This window comes from Pseudomonas sp. PDM14 (genome assembly GCF_014851905.1).
Taxonomy (GTDB): domain Bacteria; phylum Pseudomonadota; class Gammaproteobacteria; order Pseudomonadales; family Pseudomonadaceae; genus Aquipseudomonas.
Genome location: NZ_JACVAQ010000001.1, coordinates 2,646,119 through 2,669,711, shown reverse-complemented (window position 1 = coordinate 2,669,711; position 23,593 = coordinate 2,646,119). Strand labels below are relative to the sequence as shown.

The window sequence follows — 23,593 nt, the reverse complement described above, 5'->3', positions numbered from 1 at the left end:
TGATAATCAGTTGACTATCAGTCTTACCTCACAAGCACCCACACGAATTGCTTGATTCAAGTTGTTAAAGAGCGTTTCGATTAAGTCTTTCGTCTCAACCGAGGCCGCGCATTCTACAGCAGCCTTTCAATCTGTCAAGCTGCTTTTGAAGAATTTTTCGTTTCTTCTCAACCGCTTGCGCTTCCGATCTGCTTTCGCTTCACATCAGCGGGAGGCGAATTCTACAGCGTTCAAACTCGCTGTCAACCACCTCTTTCACGCTACTTCAGCCGCTTCCGCCTGAAGCGCTAACAAGATCAAACCACCACCTTGTCAGCCCGGCGCATTCTACTCGAATTCGCCGCCGTTGCAACCTTTATTTTCGTCTAACTTCTTGTTTACTAAGGAGTTTTCGGATCCAGCTGCACCGGAAGAGGTGCGCATTATAGGGGAGACAGAAACGGCGTCAACACCTTTGTGAAACTTTATTCGGCTTTCAGCGAGATACGTGCGAATGCCTTCTTACCAGCCTGGCATATATGTACCGCACCAAGCTTGAACACGAAGCTGCGATCAACCACCTCGCCATCCACCTTCACACCGCCCGAACCCAATAGATCGCGCGCAACCGCGGCATTCTTTACCAGCCCCGCCTTATTAAGGACGGAAGAGATTGGCATATCCTCAACCGATGACAGCTCAACCTCCGGAATATCCTCCGGCAGCTCGCCATCCTTCATGCGATTGCCCGCAGCGCGATGCGCATTGGCCGCCGCCTCTTCACCATGGAAGCGAGCAACGATCTCCTCCGCAAGCTTGATCTTGATGTCTCGCGGATTGGCTCCCTTCTCTATATCTACCTTGAACTGCTCGATCTCCTCCATCGAGCGGAAGCTGAGCAGCTCGTAGTAGCGCCACATCAGCGCATCCGGCATGGAGACGATCTTGTTGTACATCACACCCGGTGCCTCTTGGATGCCGATGTAGTTGCCAAGGGACTTGGACATCTTCTTGACGCCGTCCAGGCCTTCGAGCAACGGCATGGTGACGACGCACTGCGCCTCCTGACCATACGCACGCTGCAACTCGCGCCCCATGAGCAGGTTGAACTTCTGATCGGTCCCACCCAGCTCGACATCCGCACGTAACGCCACGGAGTCGTAGCCCTGAACCAACGGATAGAGGAACTCGTGAATGGCGATCGGCTGATTAGAGGTGTAACGCTTGTCGAAGTCGTCGCGCTCCAGCATCCGGGCAACGGTGTACTGCGATGCAAGACGAATGAAGTCGGCCGGCTGCAGCTGGTCCATCCAGGTGGAGTTGAAAGCCACCTCGGTTTTCGCCGGATCGAGAATCTTGAAGACCTGGGTCTTGTAGGTCTCAGCGTTATCCAGAACCTGCTCACGCGTCAGCGGCGGTCGCGTAGCACTCTTGCCGCTGGGGTCACCGATCATGCCGGTGAAATCGCCGATCAGAAAAATCACCTGATGCCCCAGCTCCTGGAACTGGCGCAGCTTATTAATAAGCACGGTGTGACCGAGATGCAGATCGGGCGCAGTCGGGTCGAAGCCGGCCTTGATCCGCAGGGGTTGGCCGCGCTTCAGTTTTTCTATCAGTTCCGCCTCGACCAGAACCTCTTCGGCGCCACGCTTGATCAGCGCCAGCTGCTCTTCAACCGACTTCATTACAGGACCCATGCCACTGAAAACAAAAGGGAACCAACCATACAAGATCACTGACTAATTACAAGTTTTGCGCCGCGAAACCGCCGCCCAGCCGATGCAGTGCATGCAGGGTTGCCTATAGAGAAATTTGATTATATTTTAGACAGTTAATGCATTCTTCCAAGAAACACCTTAAGCCATGACCCAATCTGTACCCAAAGCACCGCCGTACCCGAGGAGCCACCTGCTGGCTGCCAGTGGTATTGCAGCGCTCCTGAGCCTGGCCCTGCTGGTGTTCCCGTCACGCGAAGTTGAAGCGAAGAAGACCTACATCAATCTGGAGCTGGAAAACGGCGCCGAGCAACTGACGCAGGAGAAGGATGACCTCCGACCAGAGCTCGCCCCGGGAGACCAAGGAGCGTCGCCCTTCGCTACCAACGCAGGCCTGACCGAGAAACCAGACAGCACTGAGTCAGCCGCGAATTCCAAGAATCCAGATATTCAGCCCGAAGCCCCCAAAGACCCTCTTCAGCACGCCGTTACCGTTGGCAATGGCGATACGCTGTCGACCGTCTTTTCCCGAGTTGGCCTGAATGCCGGTGACCTGCACGAAGCGCTGAGCGGTGCCAAGGAGGCCAAACAGTTCAGCCGCCTGAAGATCGGTCAGGTGCTCGACTTCAAACTGACCCCCGAAGGCAAGCTGGACACTCTGCACAGCAAACTCAGCGACCTGGAAAGCATTTCCCTGAGCCGTAACGACAAGGGCTACAGCTTCAAACGCGAGCTGGTCAAACCGGATGTACGCACTACGTATACCCACGGCGTGATCAACAGCTCGCTGTTCCTCTCCGCAAAGCGCGCCGGCCTCTCGCACAGCCTGACCATGGACCTGGCCAACGTCTTCGGCTACGACATCGACTTCGCCCTGGACATCCGCGAGGGTGACGAATTCGAGGTGATCTACGAAGAGCATGTGGTGAACGACAAGCAGGTCGGCAGCGGCAACATCCTCGCCGCGCGCTTCACCAACCGCGGCAAGACCTACACCGCAGTGCGCTACACCAACAAGCAAGGCTCCACCAGCTACTACAACGCCGACGGCAACAGCATGCGCAAGGCGTTCATCCGCACACCGGTCGATTTCGCCCGCATCAGCTCGCGCTTTTCCATGGGCCGCAAGCATCCGATCCTGAACAAGATTCGCGCGCACAAGGGCGTGGATTACGCTGCGCCGCGCGGCACTCCGATCAAGGCCGCAGGCGATGGCAAGGTTCTTCTCGCCGGCCGCCGCGGCGGTTACGGCAACGCGGTGATCATCCAGCACGGCAGCAGTTACCGGACGCTGTATGGCCACATGCAGGGCTTCGCCAAAGGTATCCGTACCGGCGGGATGGTCAAGCAAGGCCAGGTGATCGGTTACATCGGCACCACCGGCCTGTCTACCGGCCCGCACCTGCACTACGAGTTCCAGGTCAATGGCCGTCACGTCGACCCGCTCAGCCAGAAGCTGCCAATGTCGGACCCGATTGCACGCGGCGAGAAGCAGCGCTTCACGCAACTGAGTACGCCACTGATGGCACGCATGGATCAGGAAAAAGCGACGCTCCTGGCCCTGAACAAGCGCTAAGCCATGCCGCTCTACCTTGGGGTGATGTCCGGCACCAGCCTGGATGGCCTGGACATCGCCCTGATCCATCAGGACCAGCAGCGCACCGAGCTGCGCGCCACCCACTACCTGCCCATGCCGGCCGACCTGCACGCCGAATTGCTCGGCCTTTGCGCGTCAGGCCCTGATGAACTGGCTCGCGCCGCTGTCGCGGAAAATCGCTGGGCCACTCTCGCTGCCACGGGTATCGCTGCACTGCTTGCCAGCCAGCAGCTCGAAGCCAGCCAGGTTCGCGCCATCGGCAGCCACGGGCAGACGGTGCGCCATGAGCCGGCACGTGGCTTCACCATCCAGATCGGTAACCCCGCCCTGCTCGCCGAGCTGACCGGCATCAGCGTGGTCGCCGACTTCCGTCGCCGTGACGTAGCGGCTGGCGGCCAGGGCGCCCCTTTGGTGCCCGCATTCCACGAGGCCCTGTTCGACGACGGCCAACAGCGCCGCGCCGTGCTCAACATCGGCGGCTTCAGCAACCTCAGCCTGATCGAGCCCGAGGGCACGGTGCACGGTTTCGACTGCGGACCAGGCAATGTACTGCTGGATATCTGGATCCAGCAGTACCTCGGCGAGGCGTTTGATCGCGATGGCGCTTGGGCTGCCAGCGGCACCTGCAACGATGCACTGCTGCAGGCCATGCTCGCCGACGACTTCTTCCAGGGGCGCGGCCCCAAGAGCACCGGCCGTGAGCTGTTCAACCTGCCCTGGCTGCAGCACCACCTGACGACCCAGCCCCAGCTCGCCCCCGCCGATGTGCAGCGCACTCTGCTCGAGCTGACGGCGCGCAGCATCGCCGACGCCCTGCAACATGCGCAACAGAGCACCGAGCAACTGCTGGTCTGCGGCGGCGGCGCGCATAACCGGGCACTGATGGACAGACTGCAGGCGCTTCTGCCGAGCTGTCAGGTCAGCAGCACCCAGGCATTCGGCATCGCGCCCGACTGGATCGAGGCGATGGCCTTCGCCTGGCTGGCCCATTGCTGCCTCGAAGGCATTAGCGCCAACCGACCCAGCGTGACGGGCGCCAAGGGGCCGCGAATACTCGGGGCGATCTACCCCGCGTAAATCGAACGGACACAAAAAAGCCGCGCTATTGCGCGGCTTTTTCTTGCAGCGCGGCTCAGATCGAGAAGGACGAACCACACCCGCAGGTGGTGGTCGCGTTAGGGTTCTTGATCACGAATCGCGAACCTTCCAGCCCTTCCTGATAGTCCACCTCGGCACCGGCCAGGTACTGGAAGCTCATCGGATCGACCACCAGGCTGACGCCATCGCGCTCGACAATGGTGTCGTCGTCCGCCACGTCCTCATCGAACGTGAAGCCGTACTGGAAACCCGAACATCCGCCACCGGTGACGAACACACGCAGCTTCAGACGTGAATTACCCTCTTCATCGACCAGGTTCTTCACCTTGGTCGCCGCTCCCTGCGTGAATTGCAACGGAGTGGGTGTGAAGGACTCAACGCTCATCTTGCTGATCTCCCGGCGCCAGGCGCCAATTACGTACTGCTGGGCAACGGATTATCCGCTTACCCTAGCAAACTGGTCAACTATTGCGCCTGCCGCCGGTCACGGCAGCAGGGCGGCGTGACCCAGCCCCAGACGCTCGTCCAGGCCACAGAGGATGTTCATGTTCTGCAGTGCCTGCCCGGACGCACCCTTGACCAGGTTGTCGATGACCGACAACACCACCACCAGCTCACCACCCTGCGGACGGTGCACCGCCAGGCGGCAGACGTTGGCGCCGCGCACGCTGCGGGTTTCCGGGTGGGCGCCAGCGGGCATCACATCCACGAACGGTTCGTTGGCGTAACGCTGCTCGAACAGCGCCTGCAGATCGATACCGCGATCGACCACGGTCGCGTAGAGCGTGGCGTGAATGCCACGGATCATCGGCGCCAGGTGCGGCACGAAGGTCAGGCCAACCTGGCCATTGGCCGCGCGGCGCAGGCCCTGGCTGATTTCCGGCAGGTGACGGTGGCCCTTGACCGAGTAAGCCATCATGCTTTCGCCCGCCTCGCAGAGCAGCGAGCCGACCTTGGCACCACGCCCGGCACCGCTGACCCCGGAGGCGCAGTCGGCGATCAGGCGGTTGCTGTCCGCCAGACCGGCTTCCAGCAGCGGGATCAGGCCCAGCTGCACCGCCGTCGGGTAGCAACCGGGCACCGCGATCAGGCGCGCGCCCTTGATTGCCTCACGATTGACTTCCGGCAGGCCGTACACCGCTTGCGGTAGCAGCTCGGGCGCGCCATGCGGCTGACCGTACCACTTGGCCCATTCTTCGGCGTCCTGCAGACGGAAGTCGGCGGACAGGTCGATCACCTTGGTGCCCGCCGCCAGCAGTTCACCGGCCAGGGCGTGGGCAACGCCGTGCGGGGTGGCGAAGAACACCACGTCGCAGGCACCCAGGGTGGCTACGTCGGGCATGCTGAAGGCGAGATTGTCGTAGTGCCCGCGCAGGTTCGGGTACATGTCGGCAACCTTCACCCCGGTCTCGGAGCGCGACGTAATCACCGCCACTTCGGCCTGCGGATGCTGAGCCAGCAAGCGCAGCAGTTCCACCCCGGTGTAGCCCGTGCCACCAACGATACCGACCTTGACCATCACATGTTCCTCGGTGCGAAGCCTGAAAAGCTGCCGATGATAATCCCCGAGCGGGCCGCGGCCAACCTTATGGATGACGCGCGGCACCGGCTTTCACTACTATCGCAGGCACATTGAGTCGGTCTGGATGTTTTCAATGCTCTATCTGTGGGTCAAAGCCCTGCACATCATCGCCGTGGTCTGCTGGTTCGCCGGCCTGTTCTACCTGCCGCGCCTGTTCGTCTACCACGCCATGAGCGAAGACGCGCCCAGCCGCGAACGCTTCTGCGTGATGGAGCGCAAGCTCTACCGCGGGATCATGCTGCCCTCGATGGTGCTGACCCTGGCGTGCGGCATCGGCCTGCTCTACCTCACGCCCGGCTGGCTACAGATGGGCTGGCTGCACGCCAAGCTGACCCTGGTGCTGCTGCTGGTCGGCTATCACCACCTGTGCGGCGCCCAGCTCAAGCGCTTCGCCCGCGGCGAGAACCCGCGCGGTCATGTGTTCTATCGCTGGTTCAATGAAATCCCGGTACTGTTTCTGCTGGCCATCGTCGTGCTGGTCGTCGTCAAACCTTTCTGACGACCGCGACGCGCGCGCATAACAAGAGGAACCCTCATGTCGCTGCCTGCCTCGTTGACCCATCGCCTGCGCCTGCCGGTGGTGGCTGCTCCAATGTTCCTGGTTTCCACCCCGCAACTGGTGCTGGCGTGCTGCCACAGCGGCGTGGTCGGCAGCTTCCCGGCGCTGAACCAGCGCGACACGGCAGGCTTCAAAGCCTGGCTGGAGGAGATTGAAGCCGGCCTCAGCGCCGACTCGGCGCCCTACGCCGTCAACCTGATCGTGCACGGCACCAATCCGCGCCTGCAGGCCGATCTGGCCGTCTGCGTCGAGCACAAGGTCCCGGTGGTCATCACCAGCCTCGGCGCGGTGAAGGAAGTGGTCGATGCCGTGCACAGCTACGGCGGCGTGGTGTTCCATGACGTCACCACGCGCCGGCATGCCGAGAAGGCGGCCGAAGCTGGTGTCGACGGGCTGATCGCCGTCGCCGCGGGTGCCGGCGGTCACGCCGGTACCTGGAGCCCGTTCGCCCTGGTCGCCGAGATCCGTCAATTCTTCGACAAGACCCTGCTGCTCGCCGGCTGCCTCAACAGCGGCCACGAGATTCTCGCCGCGCGCCTGCTCGGCACCGATCTCGCCTACCTCGGCAGCCGCTTCATCGCCACCCGGGAAAGCAACGCGGACGAGGCCTACAAGCAGATGATCCTCGGCGCGCACGCGGCCGACATCATTCATACGCCCGCCGTTTCCGGCATCCCCGCCAGCTTCATGCGCCAGAGCCTGGAAAAGGCCGGCTATGACCTCAAGCAGCTGCAGGACAAGGGCGCCGTGAACTACGGCGAGAAGCTCAAGCCGATCGACGACGAAGCCAAGGCCTGGAAGACCGTCTGGTCCGCCGGCCAGGGCGTCGGTGGTATCGGCGATGTGCCAACGGTCAGCGAGCTCGTCGCCCGCCTCGACCAGGAATATCGCAATGCACAACGCCAGGCTGGACACCTCGCCTGAGCTTCGCCACGCTAGGCGCGCCTACACCGCACAACAGCTCTCATTGACAAGGAAGCTTTATGCAGCAAGAACGCTTCAAGATCGTTTTTACCGGCCAACTGATGCCGGAAGCGACACTGGCCGAGACCAAGGAAAAGCTCGCCAACCTATTCAAGACCGATCCGCAGAAGATCGAAGACCTGTTCAGTGGCCAGTTGAACACCCTCAAGCGCAACCTGGACGCCGCTGAAGCGGACAAGTACCTGGCCGTGCTGCACAAGGCCGGCGCCCTGGCCCGCAAGGAGCCCGATCTCAGCGCCAGCCTGACCCTGGTCAGCCTGGAGAGCGACGCCGAAGCCACCGCCGCGGATCAGGCGCAGATGCGCTGCCCGAAATGCGGCCACGACCAGAACAAGGCACCAGTCTGCAGCGCCTGCGGCGTGGTGATCGAGAAATTCATCGCGCGCCAGGCGCAACTGGCCGAAGCACCGCCACCGGCGGCTGCGGCACCGAGCAACTCGCCTTACTCCACGCCCAAGGCGCAGGTTGGCGACGTGCTGCCCGAGCATGGCGAGCTGAAGGTGTTCGGCGTGACCGGGCGGATCGGCCGGGTGCGCTACCTGGCCTGGTCGGCCGTGATGCTGTTCGCCCTTCTGGGCCTGTACTTCGTTTCCGCGGTGCTGATGGCACTGGTCCCGGTGCTCGGTGGCCTGGCCATCGCCGCCGTGGGTATCGCCGCACTCGTGGTCAGCGTGCAGATCGGCGTGCAACGCCTGCACGACATCGGCTGGTCCGGCTGGCTGTGGCTGGTGAACCTGATCCCCATCTTCGGCAGCTTATTCGCCCTGGTCATGCTGATCGTCCCCGGCACCACCGGCGCCAACCGCTTCGGTCCGCCGCCGCCGCCGAACACCACTGCGGTCAAGGTGCTGGCGTTCGGCTGGCTGATCGTCCCGGTGCTCATCGGCATCCTCGCCGCGATCGCCATTCCGCAGTACCAGGAATACATCCAGCGTGCCGAGCAGGCACAAGTGCAGGACTCACTCGAGCAACAGGAGTAAGCAGTGTCCGCCGAACGAGACGCCTCCAGTTACACGCTGATCACAGGCGCCTCCGGTGGGCTTGGCCTGGCGCTGGCCGAAGCCTTCGCGCGACGCGGGCATAACCTGATCCTGGTCGCCCGCCAGCGCGAGGCGCTGGAAAGCGTCGCCTGCGAACTGACCCAGCGCTTCGGCATCGAAGCGCTATTCCGCACCTGTGACCTGGCCGAGCCGCTGCAACTGAGCGGTCTGCTGCAGGAGCTGGAGCAGGGTGAGCGGCGCATCGATGTGCTGGTGAACAACGCCGGCATCGGTACGGCCGGGGTGTTCGTCGAGCAGGACTGGGCACGCGAACAGGAACTGATCGAGCTGAACGTTCTGGCCCTGAGTCGCCTGTGTCACTCCATCGGCGGCGGCATGCTCAAGCGCGGCCGCGGGCAGATCCTCAACGTCGCCTCGCTGGCGGCGTTCCAGCCCGGCCCGCTGATGAGCAACTACTTCGCCAGCAAGGCCTACGTGCTGCACTTCTCCGAAGGCCTGCGTTATGAAATGGCGCCACACGGGGTCAAGGTCTCGGTGCTCTGCCCCGGCCCAGTGGCCACGCCGTTCTTCCGCAATAGCCAGATGAAGAGCGGCCCGCTGGAGCGCCACAAGCTGCTGGCCGATCCCGAGGAAGTCGCGCTGCTCGCCGTGCGCGGACTGGAGAAGAACCGCGCGATCATCATCCCCGGCTGGCGCAATCGCCTGCTGCCCTGCCTGCTGCGCCTGGCGCCGCGGGCGCTGGTGCGGCGCATCGCGGCCCGCTCCATCGTCCCGCTGCTGCCCAAGCGCTAACACTCAGCCAACCGGCAACGCCTGCGGCTAGGCGTTGACCGTCCTGCCGTTGGCCCAGGCACGCAGTGCGGCCAGGTCCTCGGCCATCACCACCGACAGCGGCGCCGTGCTCTGGATGTTGTGCAGCAGCAACGCCTGATCCACCGGCTGCTGACGTGCCTGCGCGGCATACAGCGCACTGACCACCGCCTGCTCGATCTCTGCACCAGAGAAGCCGTCGCACGCTCCGGCCAGCTCGCCCAGGTCGAACTGCTCTGGATCGAGCTCGCGGCGACGCAGGTGGATGGCGAAGATATCCGCGCGCACGGCGACATCGGGCAGGTCGACGAAGAACAGCTCGTCGAAACGCCCCTTGCGCACCAGTTCCGGGGGCAGACGGTGGATGGCGTTCGCCGTGGCGACCATGAACACCGGCGCCTTGCGCTCGGACATCCAGGTCAGCAGGGTGCCGAGCACACGCTGGCTGACGCCATCGTCGTTGTCACCGGTGGACAGGCCCTTTTCCAGCTCGTCCATCCACAGCACGCAGGGCGCCATCTGCTCGGCCAGGCGCAGCGCCTCGCGCAGGTTGCGCTCGGTCTCGCCGAAGAACTTGTTGTACAGGCTGGCGAAATCCAGGCGCAGCAACGGCAGCCCCCAGAGCCCCGCGACCGCCTTGGCCGCAAGGCTCTTGCCACCGCCCTGCACACCGACCAGCAGCATGCCCTTGGGCAGATCGCGGCCCTGGTTGTTGAGGAAGATGTCCTGGCGCTCGCCAAGCCAGCGCTTGAGGTTGAGCAGGCCGCCAACCTCGGCGAACTGCGCGGTGTCGTACTCGAAGCTGAGCACGCCCTCCAGGTCGAGCAGCTTGAACTTGGTCTTGTTCAGCTCCGGCAGGTCTTCCTGGGTGATCGCGCCGTCGTCGCAGATCACATTGCGCGCCAGGGCCCGCGCCTCGGCGTGGCTCATGCCACGCAGGTTCTTCACCACCTGCTGCAGGGTTCGGTTGTCGGTGCGCACGCGCGCGCCGCGGTTGAGTTCACTCCAGCGCGTGGCCTCTTCGCGCACGATGGCCAGCAGCTCTTCTTCGGTCGGCAGGGCCAGGGTGAAGCGCGCGGCATAGCGTTGTACTTCCGCCGGCAGCTTGAGCGCGTGGGACACCAGCACCAGGGTCGGCTTGTGACCGGCCTCGCTCATGGCGATTTCCTTGAGCAGGCGCACCAGCTTGGGGTTGTCGACCAGGTACGGATGCAGGTCGCACATCACGTACAGGTTGGGCTGCTGGTCATGCTTGATCAGCTTGAGCGCCACGTCGGCCTCGAAGCTCTCACCGGCGCCCGCCGGCTCGCCGCCGAAGCCGAGGCGCTGCAGGCCCTCGGTCACGGCCCAGGTGTAGAGGCCGAGACCACGCTTGACTGCCAGGCTGGTCAGCGTCTCCAGCACGCGCTTCTCGTCCCAGGACTCGACCACGATCAGCTTGACCCTGGAGTCGAGCACCAGGCCCAGATCATGAATATCGTTCTTCAACCCTCACTCCTTGTGAATCCGGCGCGGCTGGCCGGAGTAGGCAGTCATCATCAGGCTGCCAGAATACCCAAGCGCCGGGAAGAACGCCCGTGGTGCGCCCGTGCTGCCGAAGATCTTCGCCTGACTGGTCCACAAAAACACCCGCCGCTGCGGCACCTTGTCGCCAAGCGGGTTTCAGCCTGGGGCTTGAGGTAAACTGCCGGCATGCTTTCCGTGGAGATGGCCATGAGCAACGAACGCCAGTTTTCCCCCGTCGACCGCCTGCTGCTGCAGGCCGACGCCGCACTGCGCACCCTGCTGCCATTCAGCGGCGCCCCGGCCCGGCCTTCGCCGGCCATCGTGCAGAACGAGGCGCAACTGAGCGACGACGAGGCCCGCCATGTCGCCGGCCTGATGCGCATCAACCACACCGGTGAAGTCTGCGCCCAGGCGCTGTACCAGGGGCAGGCACTGACCGCCAAGCTGCCGGAAGTGCGCAAGGCCATGGAGCACGCCGCCGACGAAGAAGTCGACCACCTGGCCTGGTGCGAACAGCGCATCCGCGAGCTGGGCAGCCACCCGAGCGTACTCAACCCGCTGTTCTATGGCCTGTCCTTTGGCGTCGGCGCAGTCGCCGGGCTGATCAGCGACAAGGTCAGCCTGGGCTTCGTCGCCGCCACCGAGGATCAGGTGGTCAAGCACCTGGACGAGCACCTCGAGCAGATTCCCGCGGACGACGCCAAGACCCGGGCGATTCTCGAGCAGATGCGCGACGACGAGGAACAGCATGCCACCAGCGCCATCGACGCCGGCGGCGTGCGCTTCCCAGCCCCGGTGAAGTTCGGCATGAGCCTGCTGTCCAAGGTCATGACCAAGAGCACCTACCGCATTTAAGAACCTGCTCACGATCTTCTGATCGTCGGCCAGGCAGCGTTGAAACGGCGCTCGGGTTGCTCATTTACAGTTCGTAAACTCCGCACCCTCGCCCCATTTTGCCCTTGCCTGGTTCTAGCTCAAAAGATCGTAAACAGGCTCTAGAGATGAAAAGGGCGCCAATCGGCGCCCTTTTTCATTGCGGGAGAATCAGCGCGGCATGTTGCGCGCGTAGAAGATCTCCAGCATCTCGTGGCGCACCCGCTCTTCCACCTGCTCGCGCTGCTCGGCAGTCAGGTTGCTGGCCGCATCGCCGAACAGGTAGTTGTCCAGTTCGAAGTCCTTGAGCAGCATCTTGGTGTGGAACAGGTTCTCCTGGTACACGTTGACGTCCGTCATCTGGTACGCGTCCTGGGTGTCGTCGGAGAGGTAGTTCTGGATCGAGTTGATCTCGTGGTCGATGAAGTGCTTCTTGCCCTCCACGTCGCGGGTGAAGCCGCGCACGCGGTAGTCGACGGTGACGATGTCCGAGTCGAACTGGTGGATCAGGTAGTTGAGCGCCTTCAGCGGCGAGATCACCCCGCAGGTCGACACGTCGATGTCCACGCGGAACGTCGCGATACCCTCGACCGGATGGATTTCCGGGTAGGTGTGTACGGTGATGTGGCTCTTGTCGAGGTGCGCCAGAATGGTATCCGGCAGCGGCCCCGGTGATTCCTCGATCTGGCTTTCGGTCGGCGTGACCGGTTGCTCGGAGATCAGGATGGTCACGCTGGCGCCTTGCGGGTCGTAATCCTGACGGGCGATGTTCAGGATATTGGCGCCGATGATGTCGACAACATCGGTGAGGATCTGCGTCAGGCGCTCGGCGTCGTACTCGGTGTTGATGTACTGGACGTAGGCCTGCTGGTCTTCCGGCGTTTCCGCGTAGCAGATGTCATAGATGTTGAAGCTCAAGGTCTTCGTCAGGTTGTTGAACCCGTGGAGCTTGAGTTTGCTTTTCACCGTTGGGAGTTCTCTTTGTGGATGCGGCTCTGCCGCGTGATCGAGCATGCCCGTCAACTGCGAACAACGCAGTTGCGTAGGACGGTTAACACCTCTTCGCGATGGCGATATGGGTAAGGTTTGGGGCACTGTCCGGCCCCGAAAAAAGGCCGCGCATTATGCAGAGCGATGGCGCCGACTGCCAGAGTCTGCGCCGTCTTTGTGAGCTCCGTGTGTCAGAGCCCGCTTCTGATCTTGCGAGCCAGAGCGAGATAAGGCGGAAATGGCCGAGGGTGCGGAGTTTACAGGCCGTAAATGAGCAGCCCGAAGCCATTTCCAACGCCGTATCGCCGACGCGCAGCAGATCAGACGCGGGCTCTTAGCCCAGCTCGACGATTTCGTAGTCGTGGGTGATCTCCACACCTGCACGGCCGAGCATGATCGAGGCCGAGCAGTACTTCTCTGCCGACAGCTCGACGGCGCGCTTGACCTGCGCCTCCTTGAGACCACGGCCCTTGACCACGAAGTGCAGGTGGATCTTGGTGAACACCTTGGGGTCTTCGTCGGCACGCTCGGCTTCGAGAAACGCCTCGCAGCTTTCCACCGGCTGACGCGACTTCTTGAGGATGCTGACCACATCGAAATTGCTGCAGCCGCCGAGGCCGATCAGGACCATTTCCATGGGGCGCACGCCCAGGTTGCGGCCACCGGCTTCCGGCGGACCGTCCATCACCACCACGTGGCCGCTGCCCGATTCGCCGAGGAACATCGCCTCGCCGGCCCACTGAATGCGTGCTTTCATCGCCTGGACTCCCTGCGCCCGAAAAAGGCGCGTAGCTTATCACAGCCCCCAGCGGCCACCCTGGCGCACAGGCCTGACAGATAGAGCGCGGGCAGTGTTAGCTGCGTCGCAAAATCGCATTGCCGGTCACACCCGGTCTGTTAAGCTGGCGTCGGATAACTGGCACACTTGTTCGGATAATTATTAAAAAAGCGCCTGCTGGACAAAGGCTTACTCTTTTCTTTTCGGGACTCGGGCATGGTAGCTATTACCCTCACACCTAAAATCAAGAACCTGGACAAGCTTCTCGCGCATTGTCATCGCCGCCGCTACACCGCCAAAAGCACCATCATCTACGCGGGTGACCGCTGCGAAACGCTGTTCTTCATCATCAAGGGCTCGGTCACCATCCTCATCGAAGATGACGACGGTCGCGAGATGATCATCGCCTACCTCAACTCCGGCGACTTCTTCGGTGAAATGGGCCTGTTCGAGAAGGAAGGCCAGGAGAAGGAACGCAGCGCCTGGGTTCGTGCCAAGACCGAATGCGAAGTCGCCGAACTGAGCTACGCCAAGTTTCGCGAGCTGACCCAGCAGGACCCGGAAATTCTCTACACCCTCGGCAGCCAGATGGCCGATCGCCTGCGCAACACCACGCGCAAGGTGGGCGACCTGGCGTTCCTCGACGTAACCGGCCGTGTCGCGCGCACCCTGCTCGACCTGTGCAAGCAGCCGGACGCCATGACCCACCCGGACGGCATGCAGATCAAGATCACCCGCCAGGAAATCGGCCGCATCGTCGGCTGCTCCCGCGAGATGGTCGGGCGTGTACTCAAGTCGCTCGAAGAGCAGGGCCTGGTTCACGTCAAAGGCAAGACCATGGTGGTGTTCGGCACGCGCTGAACCGAACCGATAATGAAAGCCCCGCTTCGGCGGGGCTTTTTATTGCGCGATCCCTTTGTGGGGTGTGCCATGCGCCACGGCGCACCCGACGAGGCAGACGAAAAAGCCCGCCGATTGGCGGGCTTTTTCAGGAGCGCAACGATCAGTCCGGATCGACACCAACGATGCCCGGGCCGCGCTCGGGGAAGAACAGGCGCTGCAACTCCAGCCCCGGCTCCTCGGCACGCATGAAGGCTTCGCCGACCAGGAAGGAGTACACCCCGCTGATTTCCATCAGCTCCACATCCGCGCGGTTCATGATGCCGCTCTCGGTAACCACCAGGCGGTCGTGCGGGATGCGCGGCAGCAGGTCGAGAGTGGTTTCCAGGCTGACCTCGAAGCTGTGCAGGTTGCGGTTGTTGATCCCCACCAGCGGCGTATCCAGGGTCTTCAGCGCGCGATCCAGCTCGTCGCCATCATGCACCTCGACGAGCACGTCGAGGCCGACGTCCCTGGCCGTGGCGGCCAGTTCGGCCATGCGCACGTCATCCAGCGCCGAGACGATCAGCAGGATGCAGTCGGCACCCAGAGCACGGGCCTCGACGATCTGGTACGGGTCGATCATGAAGTCCTTGCGGATCACCGGCAGGCCGCAGGCGGCGCGCGCCTGCTGCAGGTATTCATCGGCGCCCTGGAAGAAATCGATGTCGGTGAGCACCGACAGGCACGCCGCGCCGCCGCGTTCGTAGCTCTGCGCGATCTCCGCCGGCACGAAGTGCTCGCGCAACACGCCCTTGCTCGGCGAGGCTTTCTTCACCTCGGCGATCACCGCCGGTTCCTTGCGCGCCGCACGCTCGAGCAGCGCCTGGGCGAAACCGCGCGGCGCATCGGCGCCACGCGCCAGGGCCTCGACCTCGGCGAAGCTGACGCGGCTGCGGCGCTCGGCCACTTCTTCCGCCTTGCGAGCGAGGATCTTCTCCAGCACGGTGGGGATGCTCACGCTTCATTCTCCTGCTTGAACACGGCGGTGAAGGACACCAGCTCGTCGAGTTTCTCCCACGCCAGGCCGGTGTGCAAAGCGTCATGCGCCAGGTGCACACCTTCCTTGAGAGTGGTCGCGTGATCCGCGGCGTACAGCGCGGCGCCGGCGTTGAGGGCAATCATCTCTGCGGCCTTCTGGCCGCTTTCGGTGCGACGCTTGCCGAGCGCATCGCGGATCAGCTTGAGCGAATCGGCGGCGTCTTCCACGGTCAGGCCGATCAGGCTCTGGCTCTTGATGCCGAAGTCTTCCGGCTGGATGCGGTACTCGCTGACCACACCGTCCTTGAGTTCGGCGATGTGGGTTGGCGCGGCCAGGCTGATCTCGTCGAGACCATCCTGGGCGTGCACCACCAGCACGTGCTGGCTGCCCAGGCGCTGCAGCACTTCGGCCAGCGGCCGGCACAGCGCCTGGCTGAATACGCCGATCACCTGGTGCTTGACCGCGGCCGGGTTGGTCATCGGACCGAGCATGTTGAACAGGGTGCGCAGGCCGACTTCGCGGCGCGGGCCGATGGCGTACTTCATCGCGCCATGATGGGCCGGGGCGAACATGAAGCCGACACCGACGTTCTCGACGCAGCGCGCGACCTGTTCCGGCTTGAGGTTGAGGTACACCCCGGCGGCTTCCAGCAGGTCGGCGCTGCCGCTCTTGCCGGATACCGCGCGGTTGCCGTGCTTGGCCACCCGCCCGCCCGCGGCCGCGACGACGAACGCCGCCGCAGTGGAGACGTTGAAGATGTTCATGCCGTCGCCACCGGTGCCGCAGGTGTCGACCAGGCGCTCGGCGTTGATCTGTACCGGCGCGGCCAGCTCGCGCATGACCTGCGCGGCGCCGACGATCTCGTCGATACTTTCGCTCTTCATGCGCAGGCCCATGAGGAAGGCGCCGATCTGCGCGTCGGTGCACTGCCCGGTCATGATCTCGCGCATCACGTCCTGCATTTCCGCCGTGTTCAGGTCGAGGTTGTCGACCACCCGGGCCAGGGCTTCACGAATGTTCATCAGCGCACCCCGCCGGTCTGCTTGAGGAAGTTGGCGAACAGTTCGTGGCCCTGCTCGGTGAGGATCGATTCGGGGTGGAACTGCACGCCCTCGATGTTCAAGGTCTTGTGGCGCAGGCCCATGATCTCGTCGATGGAGCCATCGTCGAACTGCGTCCAGGCGGTGATTTCCAGGCAGTCGGGCAGGGTTTCGCGCTTGACCACCAAGGAGTGGTAGCGGGTCACGGTCAGTGGCTTGTTGAGGCCGGCGAACACGCCGAGGTCTTCGTGGAACACCGGGCTGGTCTTGCCGTGCATCACCTGGCGCGCACGCACCACGTCGCCGCCGAAAGCCTGACCGATGCCCTGGTGGCCGAGGCACACGCCGAGGATCGGCAGCTTACCGGCGAAATGCAAAATCGCCTCGATGGAAATGCCCGCCTCGGTCGGCGTGCACGGGCCGGGCGAGACCACGATGCGCTCGGGCTTGAGCGCCTCGATCTCGGCGACGCTGAGTTCGTCGTTGCGGATCACATGAACGTCAGCACCCAGCTCGCCGAGGTACTGCACCACGTTGTAGGTAAAGGAGTCGTAGTTATCGATCATCAACAGCATGGCTGGCTCCCTTACTTCTCGGACTTCTGGACGGACTGTTCGGCGAGGCTCACTGCGCGGAACATGGCGCGGCGCTTGTTCAGGGTTTCCTCCCACTCCAGCGCCGGCTGCGAGTCGGCGACGATGCCGGCACCGGCCTGCACGTGCAGCTCGCCGTCCTTGATCACCGCGGTGCGGATGGCGATGGCGGTGTCCATGTTGCCGTTCCACGCCAGGTAGCCGACCGCGCCGCCGTAGACGCCGCGCTTGACCGGCTCCAGCTCGTCGATGATTTCCATCGCACGCACCTTCGGCGCCCCGGACAGGGTGCCGGCCGGCAGGATCGCGCGCAGCGCGTCCATCGCGCTGAGGCCTTCCTTCAGCTGGCCGGTGACGTTGGAGACGATGTGCATGACGTTGGAATAACGCTCGATGACCATCTTCTCGGTGAGGCGCACCGAGCCGGTGCTCGACACGCGGCCGACATCATTGCGGCCGAGGTCGATCAGCATCAGGTGTTCGGCCAGCTCCTTGGCGTCGGACAGCAGGTCCTTCTCCAGGTCCAGGTCAGCTTCTTCCGTCGCGCCGCGCGGGCGGGTGCCGGCGATGGGGCGCACGGTGATCAGGTTGTCCTCGACACGCACCAGCACCTCGGGCGAGGAACCGACCACGTGGAAGTCGCCGAAGTTGAAGAAGTACATGTACGGCGTCGGGTTGATGCAGCGCAGCGCGCGATACAGGTCGATCGGTGCGGCCTGGAACGGGATCGACATGCGCTGGGAAATCACCACCTGCATGCAGTCGCCGGCGAGGATGTATTCCTTGATCGCCTGCACCGCGTTCTCGTAGTCGTCACGCTTGAAGCTGGAGACGAAGTCCGGCTCGGCGCCGGCCGGAGCACTGAGGTCGACCCCCAGCCGCGGAGTGATCGGCTGGCGCAGCTTGTTCAACAGTTCGCGCAGCTGCGTCTGGCCCTGCTCGTAGGCGTCGGCCTGGCTTGGATCGGCGAGGACGATGGCGTGCATCTTGCCCGCCAGGTTGTCGAACACCACCACGGCATCGGAGACCATCAGCAGGATGTCCGGGGTGCCCAGCGGGTCCGGATTCGGGCAGCGCGCCAGCTTCTTCTCGACGTAGCGCACGCTGTCGTAGCCGAAGTAGCCGACCAGGCCGCCATTGAAGCGCGGCAGGCCGCTCAGGGTCGGCACGTTGTAACGGGCCTTGAACTGCTCGACGAAATCCAGTGGATCGGCGCACTCGTGGCGCTCCACCTCGACCCCGTCGACGCTGACGCTGACCACGTGGTCGTAGGCGCGCAGCACGGTGCGGGCCTGCAGGCCGATGATCGAGAAGCGCCCCCACTTCTCGCCGCCCTGGACGGACTCGAGCAGGTAGGTGTTGGGCGCATCAGCCAGTTTCAGGTAGATCGACAGCGGGGTGTCGAAGTCGGCCAGGGTTTCGAATGCAAGCGGAATGCGGTTGTAGCCATCGGCGGCCAATCGCAGGAAGGCTTCGCGGGAAAGGGTTTCGCGGGTCATGATGGATCAGCCTCGTGGCGGAAAGCCCGAAGGCGTTCCGGAAAGCAACTCGTATGGGGTACGCAGCACAGGCCGGCGCAGCCGGCAGAATCGATCAGGCGCGCCAGCGCCAACGGGCCAGGGCCTTGAGGATCTTCATGTTGGCGCGATTGAGCCAGTGCATACGGGGAACCACCACGGTGCGATCTCTTGGCTGCGGGTGTTCGGAAGGGTTCGCCGACATTAGCGTAGCGCCCGCCTCTAAGCAACCGCCGGGCAACAGCTGGCGCAGATCGTCGAGCACCAGCGCCGGCGATTCCTCGGCGATCGGCCGGCCATGGTTGTAGCCATAGCTCAGGGCGATGCACGGCACGTCGGCCGCACGGGCGGCGAGCACGTCGTTGCGCGAGTCACCCACGAACAGTGCCTGGCTGGCCTCGATGCCGGCCAGGCGCATGACGTAGAGCAGTGCCGCCGGGTCGGGTTTCTGCTGCGGCAGGGTGTCGCCACCGATGATCCAGCGGAAGTAGCGACCCAGCTTCATCTCGTCGAGCAGGGGCGCGACGAACTGTTCCGGCTTGTTGGTGATCAGCGCCAGCTCGACGCCGTGCTTGTTCAGCCATTTCAGCGTGGCGGTGACGCCAGGGTAGACGCGGGTCAGGCGGTGACTGCCAGAGTAGGCCTGATTGAACAGCTCCAGCGCCTGCTCGGTCTCCGCCTCGCCGACGCCGGCATGCTCCATGTCGCCGGCCAGGGCGCGGCGCACCAGCACCCGCGCGCCGTTGCCGACCCAGTTGCGCACGCGCTCGATACCGGCCACTGGGCGGCCGAGGGTTTCCAGCATCTGGTCGATGGCGGCAGCGAGGTCCGGCACCGAGTCGACCAGCGTGCCGTCCAGGTCGAACATCACCAGGCGCGGCAGCTTACCGTCGAACAGGTTTTGAAGAATGGTCACGCACGCACCTGGGCCAACTCGGCGCGCATGGCGTCGATCACCGCTTTGTAGTCGGGCTGGTTGAAGATCGCCGAGCCGGCGACGAAGGTGTCGGCGCCGGCCGCGGCGATTTCGCGGATGTTGTTGACGTTGACCCCGCCGTCGATCTCCAGGCGGATGTCACGGCCGGAGGCGTCGATTAGCGCGCGCGCCTCGCGCAGCTTGTCGAGGGTGCCGGGGATGAACTTCTGCCCGCCGAAGCCGGGGTTGACGCTCATCAGCAGGATCATGTCGACCTTGTCCATCACGTACTTCAGCGCATCCAGCGAGGTAGCCGGGTTGAACACCAGGCCGGCCTTGGCGCCGCCATCGCGGATCAGCTGCAGCGAACGGTCGATGTGCTGGCTGGCTTCCGGGTGAAAGGTCACGTAAGTGGCGCCAGCCTCGATGAAGTCGCCAATGATGCGGTCGACCGGCGAGACCATCAGGTGCGCGTCGATCGGTGCGGTGATGCCGTACTTGCGCAGCGCCGCGCAGACCATCGGGCCGATGGTCAGGTTGGGCACGTAGTGGTTGTCCATCACATCGAAGTGGACGATGTCGGCGCCGGCGGCGAGAACCTTGTCGACCTCCTCGCCCAGGCGGGCGAAATCGGCGGACAGGATCGACGGGGCGATGGCGAAGGGGTGCATGGAAAGCCTCGGAGCAGAATCACGGTGGCGCGGATTGTAGCCTGAGTCGCCGCCCGAGGCAGTTGTCGTATGTCAGGGAGTTGGGGCGACCTTGGTCGCAGAGGGGTGGTGAAGGTGAGCAGCGGGGCACGTCTTCACCCTACGCGGGCCGCCCCTTGCCCTGCGGGAGAGGATTAGGGCAGCCACGTAGGGTGAAAGAGTGCGGTTTACTCGGGCGCCACCGTGCGCATTTTCTCGCTGCGCCCGCGCAACCATTCCAGAGTCAGGAGCATGACCACCGAGAAGCCGATCAGCAGCGTGGCCGCGGCGGCGATGGTCGGGCTGAGGTTCTCGCGGATGCCACTGAACATCTGCCGTGGCAGGGTCGCCTGCTCGGGGCCGGCGAGGAACAGGGTCACCACCACTTCGTCGAACGAGGTGGCGAAGGCGAACAGCGCCCCGCTGATCACCCCCGGCGCGATCAGCGGCAGGGTCACCCGGCGGAACGCGGTCAGCGGCGAGGCACCGAGGCTGGCCGCCGCGCGCACCAGGTTGTAGTTGAAGCCCTGCAGCGTCGCCGACACGGTGATGATGACGAACGGCACACCGAGCACCGCGTGCACCAGGATCAGCGAGATGAAGCTGTTGCCCAGCCCCAGTGGGGCGAAGAACAGGTAGCTGGCCACACCGACGATCACCACTGGCGCGACCATCGGCGAGATCAGCAGGCTCATCACCAGCGCCTTGCCGCGGAATTCGCCGCGGGTCAGGCCGATCGCCGCCAGGGTGCCGAAGACCATCGCCAGCAGGGTCGCGGCCGGCGCAACGATCAGGCTGTTAGTCAGCGAGCGCATCCATTCGGCCGAGCCGAAGAAATCGGCGTACCAGCGCAGGGAAAAGCCCTGCAGCGGGTAGACCAGGAAGGTGCCGGAGTTGAACGACAGCGGGATGATCACCAGCACCGGCAGGATCAGGAACAGCAGCACCAGCGCGCACAGGCTGCGGTGGGTCCAGAACCAGGCGCGCTCGACGGGGGACTTGTAAGGGCTCAGCATCTCGTTGTTCTCCTGATCAGCTCAGACGCAGGCGACTGGCGCCCACTAGCCAGCTGTAGACCACGTACAGCACCAGCGTGGCGAGCAGCAGCAGGCCGCCCAGCGCCGTGGCCATGCCCCAGTTGATCGTGCTGTTGGTGTAGAAGGCGACGAAGTAGCTGATCATCTGATCGTTCGGGCTGCCGAGCAGCGCCGGGGTGATGTAGTAGCCGATGGACAGGATGAACACCAGCAGGCAACCGGCACCGACACCGGCCACGGTCTGCGGGAAGTACACGCGCCAGAAGCTGGCGAACGGGTGGCAGCCGAGCGAGATGGCGGCGCGCATGTAGGTCGGCGAAATGCCCTTCATCACGCTGTAGATCGGCAGGATCATGAACGGCAGCATGATGTGCACCATCGCCACGTAGACGCCGGTGCGGTTGAACACCAGTTCCAGCGGCGCGTCGATCAGGCCGAGCTTGAGCAGCGCGCCGTTGATCAGGCCGCCCGACTGCAGCAGCACGATCCACGCCGCCACCCGCACCAGGATCGAGGTCCAGAACGGCAGTAGCACGAGGATGATCAGCAGGTTACTGGTACGCGTCGGCAAATTGGCCAGCAGGTACGCCAGCGGGTAGGCCAGCACCAGGCAGATAGCGGTGATCACCAGGCCCATCCAGAAAGTGCGGGCAAAGATATCCAGGTAGATCGCCTGGTCCGGCGTCGCCGCTGCCAGTTCGCCGAGGTCATCGATGCGGTGATCGACGGCCGCCAGCAGGTAATAGGAGGTCAGGCTGTCGCTGTTGCGCCGGATCACCTGCCAATAGGCCGGGTCGCCCCAGCGCTCGTCGAGGGTTTCCAGCGCTTCTTTATAAGAGCTCGGCTCGGCTTTGAACGGCAGCGCACGACCGGTCTTGGCCATCAGGCTGCGGTAGCCGGCAAGCTCCATGTTCAGGCGCTTGGACAGGTCGCCGATTGTCTGATTCTTGCGCGCGTCGGCCAGGTCCAGGCTCAGGGCGTGGTACACCGGCTCCGGCGGCAGGGCCTTGCCATCCCAGGCGGCAATCGCCTCGACGGTACGCGGCAGGGCGCCAACCACTTCCGGGTTGCTCACGCTCTTGTACAGCAGGGTGCCGATCGGCACGAGGAACACCAGGACGAGGAACACCAGCAGCGGCAGGATCAGCCCCTGGGCCTTCAGGCGATTCATCCGCTCGGCACGCGCCAGGCGCTGCTTGAGGGTGAGACCGGCGAATTCGGTGAGGGAGACGGTGTTTTCCATCGTTGACTCCGGTAAAGCTGAGCGCCATCACGCGCCCGGTGAAATGAGATGAGGGCGGACACCGAGGCGCGGCGCCCTCACCCCGTCCTCCGCCAGGCGGAGGGAGTTGCTACTACTTGGCGGCCCAAGCGTTGAAGCGCTGCTCCAGCTGCTCGCCGTAGTCGGCCCAGAAGGTCACGTTCATCGCCACCTGATCCTGGATGTTCTCCGGGGTGGTCGGCATGTCACCCAGCAGGCCCTTGTCGAGCAGCGCCACGGCTTTCTTGTTGGCCGGGCCGTAGGCGATGTTCTGCGAGTAGGTCTTCTGCTGTTCGGGCTGCACGGTGTAGGCGATGAATTTCTGCGCGGCCTCGGCATCCTTGGCGCCCTTGGGGATGGCCCAGGCGTCGAAGTCATAGATGCCGCCGGTCCACACCAGCTTGAGGTTGCTCTCTTTCTGCACGGCAGCGATGCGGCCGTTGTACGCCGAGCTCATGACCACATCGCCGGAGGCGAGGAACTGCGGCGGCTGCGCGCCGGCTTCCCACCACTGGATGCTCGACTTGATCTGGTCGAGCTTCTTGAAGGCACGGTCCTGGCCTTCCTTGGTGGCGAGCACGCCGTAGACATCCTTCGGCGCCACGCCGTCGGCCATCAGGGCGAATTCCAGGGTGTACTTGGCGCCCTTGCGCAGGCCGCGCTTGCCGGGGAATTTCTTCACGTCCCAGAAATCGGCCCAGCCGGTCGGCGCGCTGGCCAGTTTGTCGGCGTTGTAGGCGAGCACCGTGGACCAGACGAAGAAGCCCACGCCGCACGGCTGGATCGCGCCTTCGACGAAGTCCTCGGCATTGCCGAACTGCGCCGGGTCGAGTTCCTCGAACAGGCCCTCGTCACAGCCGCGCGCCAGTTCCGGCGACTCTACTTCCACCAGGTTCCACGACACGCTGTTGGTGTCGACCATGGCCTTTACCTTGGCCATCTCGCCGTTGTATTCACCGGCGATGATCTTGCCGTTGCCGGCCGCCTGCCAGGGCTCGTAGAAGGCCTTGACCTGGGCGTTCTTGTTGGCGCCGCCGAACGACACCACGGTCAGGTCGGTGGCCATGGCCGGTGCGGCGCAGGCCAGCCCGAGCGCGAGTGCCAGCGTTGTTCTGTTCAAGCCTTTCATTGTTGTTCTCTCCACAGTGCTTGGTTGATGACCAATGTCTTGGTTGATCCCAGTGCTTGTTGATGCCCAATGCTTGGT

Annotated in this window: 23 protein-coding genes; 8 read left to right on the top strand and 15 right to left on the bottom strand. The window is 63.8% G+C overall.

Annotation, left to right across the window (positions count from 1 at the left end; genetic code table 11):
• Positions 1–464 precede the first annotated feature (464 nt).
• A complete protein-coding gene (tyrS, locus tag IB229_RS12560; protein ID WP_192329142.1) occupies positions 465–1,664 on the bottom strand; it encodes a tyrosine--tRNA ligase in 1,200 nt (399 codons plus the stop codon).
• A 178-nt stretch (positions 1,665–1,842) separates the two neighbouring features.
• Here tyrS and IB229_RS12555 point away from each other — a divergent pair, with 178 nt between their 5' ends.
• Positions 1,843–3,270: a peptidoglycan DD-metalloendopeptidase family protein gene (locus IB229_RS12555; RefSeq protein WP_192329140.1), complete on the top strand. Its 1,428-nt coding sequence runs from the start codon at positions 1,843–1,845 to the stop codon at positions 3,268–3,270.
• 3 nt (positions 3,271–3,273) lie between these two features.
• Positions 3,274–4,368 (top strand): anhydro-N-acetylmuramic acid kinase, encoded by a 1,095-nt coding sequence (locus tag IB229_RS12550; RefSeq protein WP_192329138.1) that lies wholly within the window; start codon positions 3,274–3,276, stop codon positions 4,366–4,368.
• A gap of 55 nt (positions 4,369–4,423) precedes the next feature.
• Here IB229_RS12550 and erpA read toward each other — a convergent pair whose 3' ends face one another.
• Together erpA and argC are read right to left on the bottom strand one after the other, a co-directional pair.
• Entirely contained in the window at positions 4,424–4,774 is a 351-nt protein-coding gene (gene erpA / locus IB229_RS12545; protein WP_192329136.1) for an iron-sulfur cluster insertion protein ErpA, read from the bottom strand.
• 99 nt (positions 4,775–4,873) lie between these two features.
• Positions 4,874–5,908 carry an N-acetyl-gamma-glutamyl-phosphate reductase gene (gene argC, locus IB229_RS12540; protein ID WP_192329134.1) on the bottom strand — a complete coding sequence of 345 codons (1,035 nt, stop codon included), beginning with the start codon at positions 5,906–5,908 and terminating at the stop codon, positions 4,874–4,876.
• Between the two features lie 136 nt (positions 5,909–6,044).
• On the opposite strand from argC, the gene hemJ reads away from it, so the two are divergent.
• Genes hemJ through IB229_RS12520 form a run of 4 tightly spaced genes read left to right on the top strand, consistent with a single transcriptional unit; the run spans position 6,045 to position 9,307 of the window.
• Positions 6,045–6,470: a protoporphyrinogen oxidase HemJ gene (gene hemJ / locus IB229_RS12535; RefSeq protein WP_192329132.1), complete on the top strand. Its 426-nt coding sequence runs from the start codon at positions 6,045–6,047 to the stop codon at positions 6,468–6,470.
• A 36-nt stretch (positions 6,471–6,506) separates the two neighbouring features.
• Positions 6,507–7,454 carry an NAD(P)H-dependent flavin oxidoreductase gene (locus IB229_RS12530; RefSeq protein WP_192329130.1) on the top strand — a complete coding sequence of 316 codons (948 nt, stop codon included), beginning with the start codon at positions 6,507–6,509 and terminating at the stop codon, positions 7,452–7,454.
• A gap of 59 nt (positions 7,455–7,513) precedes the next feature.
• Positions 7,514–8,494 (top strand): DUF805 domain-containing protein, encoded by a 981-nt coding sequence (locus IB229_RS12525; RefSeq protein ID WP_192329128.1) that lies wholly within the window; start codon positions 7,514–7,516, stop codon positions 8,492–8,494.
• 3 nt (positions 8,495–8,497) lie between these two features.
• Positions 8,498–9,307 (top strand): SDR family NAD(P)-dependent oxidoreductase, encoded by an 810-nt coding sequence (locus tag IB229_RS12520; protein WP_192329126.1) that lies wholly within the window; start codon positions 8,498–8,500, stop codon positions 9,305–9,307.
• 27 nt (positions 9,308–9,334) lie between these two features.
• Here IB229_RS12520 and IB229_RS12515 read toward each other — a convergent pair whose 3' ends face one another.
• A complete protein-coding gene (locus IB229_RS12515) occupies positions 9,335–10,813 on the bottom strand; it encodes an AAA family ATPase (protein WP_192329124.1) in 1,479 nt (492 codons plus the stop codon).
• A gap of 225 nt (positions 10,814–11,038) precedes the next feature.
• Between IB229_RS12515 and coq7 the strand changes: the two genes are divergently transcribed.
• Positions 11,039–11,686, top strand: a complete 648-nt coding sequence (gene coq7 / locus IB229_RS12510) for a 2-polyprenyl-3-methyl-6-methoxy-1,4-benzoquinone monooxygenase (RefSeq protein WP_192329122.1) — start codon at positions 11,039–11,041, stop codon at positions 11,684–11,686.
• A 189-nt stretch (positions 11,687–11,875) separates the two neighbouring features.
• Here the strand turns inward: coq7 and speD are convergent, their stop codons facing one another.
• Both speD and IB229_RS12500 read right to left on the bottom strand, forming a co-directional pair.
• Positions 11,876–12,670 carry an adenosylmethionine decarboxylase gene (gene speD / locus IB229_RS12505; RefSeq protein WP_192329120.1) on the bottom strand — a complete coding sequence of 265 codons (795 nt, stop codon included), beginning with the start codon at positions 12,668–12,670 and terminating at the stop codon, positions 11,876–11,878.
• A 358-nt stretch (positions 12,671–13,028) separates the two neighbouring features.
• Complete coding sequence (locus tag IB229_RS12500) at positions 13,029–13,451, bottom strand: OsmC family protein (protein WP_192329118.1); 423 nt, start codon at positions 13,449–13,451, stop codon at positions 13,029–13,031.
• Positions 13,452–13,688: 237 nt separating this feature from the next.
• Here IB229_RS12500 and crp point away from each other — a divergent pair, with 237 nt between their 5' ends.
• Positions 13,689–14,333 carry a cAMP-activated global transcriptional regulator CRP gene (crp, locus tag IB229_RS12495; RefSeq protein WP_192329116.1) on the top strand — a complete coding sequence of 215 codons (645 nt, stop codon included), beginning with the start codon at positions 13,689–13,691 and terminating at the stop codon, positions 14,331–14,333.
• Between the two features lie 142 nt (positions 14,334–14,475).
• On the opposite strand, the gene trpC is transcribed toward crp, so the two are convergent.
• The 9 genes from trpC to IB229_RS12450 form a co-directional block, all read right to left on the bottom strand.
• The gene (trpC, locus tag IB229_RS12490; RefSeq protein ID WP_192329106.1) at positions 14,476–15,312 is read right to left on the bottom strand and encodes an indole-3-glycerol phosphate synthase TrpC; all 837 of its coding nucleotides are present in this window, start codon (positions 15,310–15,312) and stop codon (positions 14,476–14,478) included.
• A complete protein-coding gene (gene trpD / locus IB229_RS12485; RefSeq protein ID WP_192329098.1) occupies positions 15,309–16,355 on the bottom strand; it encodes an anthranilate phosphoribosyltransferase in 1,047 nt (348 codons plus the stop codon). The genes trpC and trpD overlap by 4 nt, the downstream gene beginning before the upstream one ends.
• Positions 16,355–16,948 carry an aminodeoxychorismate/anthranilate synthase component II gene (locus tag IB229_RS12480; RefSeq protein ID WP_192329096.1) on the bottom strand — a complete coding sequence of 198 codons (594 nt, stop codon included), beginning with the start codon at positions 16,946–16,948 and terminating at the stop codon, positions 16,355–16,357. Before IB229_RS12480 ends, trpD begins: the two co-directional genes overlap by 1 nt.
• An 11-nt stretch (positions 16,949–16,959) precedes the next feature.
• Positions 16,960–18,465, bottom strand: a complete 1,506-nt coding sequence (gene trpE / locus IB229_RS12475; RefSeq protein WP_192329094.1) for an anthranilate synthase component I — start codon at positions 18,463–18,465, stop codon at positions 16,960–16,962.
• Positions 18,466–18,559: 94 nt separating this feature from the next.
• The gene (locus IB229_RS12470) at positions 18,560–19,351 is read right to left on the bottom strand and encodes a phosphoglycolate phosphatase (protein WP_192329400.1); all 792 of its coding nucleotides are present in this window, start codon (positions 19,349–19,351) and stop codon (positions 18,560–18,562) included.
• Positions 19,352–19,395: 44 nt separating this feature from the next.
• Positions 19,396–20,070 carry a ribulose-phosphate 3-epimerase gene (rpe, locus tag IB229_RS12465; protein WP_192329092.1) on the bottom strand — a complete coding sequence of 225 codons (675 nt, stop codon included), beginning with the start codon at positions 20,068–20,070 and terminating at the stop codon, positions 19,396–19,398.
• Positions 20,071–20,276: 206 nt separating this feature from the next.
• The gene (locus tag IB229_RS12460) at positions 20,277–21,104 is read right to left on the bottom strand and encodes an ABC transporter permease (RefSeq protein WP_192329090.1); all 828 of its coding nucleotides are present in this window, start codon (positions 21,102–21,104) and stop codon (positions 20,277–20,279) included.
• 16 nt (positions 21,105–21,120) lie between these two features.
• A complete protein-coding gene (locus IB229_RS12455; RefSeq protein WP_192329088.1) occupies positions 21,121–22,368 on the bottom strand; it encodes an ABC transporter permease in 1,248 nt (415 codons plus the stop codon).
• A 112-nt stretch (positions 22,369–22,480) separates the two neighbouring features.
• Positions 22,481–23,515: an ABC transporter substrate-binding protein gene (locus IB229_RS12450; RefSeq protein WP_192329086.1), complete on the bottom strand. Its 1,035-nt coding sequence runs from the start codon at positions 23,513–23,515 to the stop codon at positions 22,481–22,483.
• Positions 23,516–23,593: the final 78 nt, after the last annotated feature.

Bases quoted from the DNA above. Each gene is read 5' to 3' on its own strand.
- IB229_RS12450 (WP_192329086.1), bottom strand. From the start codon at position 23,515: ATGAAAGGCTTGAACAGAACAACGCTGGCACTCGCGCTCGGGCTGGCC.
- IB229_RS12480 (WP_192329096.1), bottom strand. From the start codon at position 16,948: ATGCTGTTGATGATCGATAACTACGACTCCTTTACCTACAACGTGGTG.
- IB229_RS12550 (WP_192329138.1), top strand. From the start codon at position 3,274: ATGCCGCTCTACCTTGGGGTGATGTCCGGCACCAGCCTGGATGGCCTG.
- IB229_RS12530 (WP_192329130.1), top strand. From the start codon at position 6,507: ATGTCGCTGCCTGCCTCGTTGACCCATCGCCTGCGCCTGCCGGTGGTG.
- IB229_RS12555 (WP_192329140.1), top strand. From the start codon at position 1,843: ATGACCCAATCTGTACCCAAAGCACCGCCGTACCCGAGGAGCCACCTG.
- IB229_RS12455 (WP_192329088.1), bottom strand. From the start codon at position 22,368: ATGGAAAACACCGTCTCCCTCACCGAATTCGCCGGTCTCACCCTCAAG.
- IB229_RS12525 (WP_192329128.1), top strand. From the start codon at position 7,514: ATGCAGCAAGAACGCTTCAAGATCGTTTTTACCGGCCAACTGATGCCG.
- rpe (WP_192329092.1), bottom strand. From the start codon at position 20,070: ATGCACCCCTTCGCCATCGCCCCGTCGATCCTGTCCGCCGATTTCGCC.
- erpA (WP_192329136.1), bottom strand. From the start codon at position 4,774: ATGAGCGTTGAGTCCTTCACACCCACTCCGTTGCAATTCACGCAGGGA.
- crp (WP_192329116.1), top strand. From the start codon at position 13,689: ATGGTAGCTATTACCCTCACACCTAAAATCAAGAACCTGGACAAGCTT.
- tyrS (WP_192329142.1), bottom strand. From the start codon at position 1,664: ATGAAGTCGGTTGAAGAGCAGCTGGCGCTGATCAAGCGTGGCGCCGAA.
- trpE (WP_192329094.1), bottom strand. From the start codon at position 18,465: ATGACCCGCGAAACCCTTTCCCGCGAAGCCTTCCTGCGATTGGCCGCC.
- IB229_RS12500 (WP_192329118.1), bottom strand. From the start codon at position 13,451: ATGAAAGCACGCATTCAGTGGGCCGGCGAGGCGATGTTCCTCGGCGAA.
- IB229_RS12470 (WP_192329400.1), bottom strand. From the start codon at position 19,351: ATGTTCGACCTGGACGGCACGCTGGTCGACTCGGTGCCGGACCTCGCT.
- coq7 (WP_192329122.1), top strand. From the start codon at position 11,039: ATGAGCAACGAACGCCAGTTTTCCCCCGTCGACCGCCTGCTGCTGCAG.
- trpD (WP_192329098.1), bottom strand. From the start codon at position 16,355: ATGAACATTCGTGAAGCCCTGGCCCGGGTGGTCGACAACCTCGACCTG.
- argC (WP_192329134.1), bottom strand. From the start codon at position 5,908: ATGGTCAAGGTCGGTATCGTTGGTGGCACGGGCTACACCGGGGTGGAA.
- IB229_RS12460 (WP_192329090.1), bottom strand. From the start codon at position 21,104: ATGCTGAGCCCTTACAAGTCCCCCGTCGAGCGCGCCTGGTTCTGGACC.
- hemJ (WP_192329132.1), top strand. From the start codon at position 6,045: ATGCTCTATCTGTGGGTCAAAGCCCTGCACATCATCGCCGTGGTCTGC.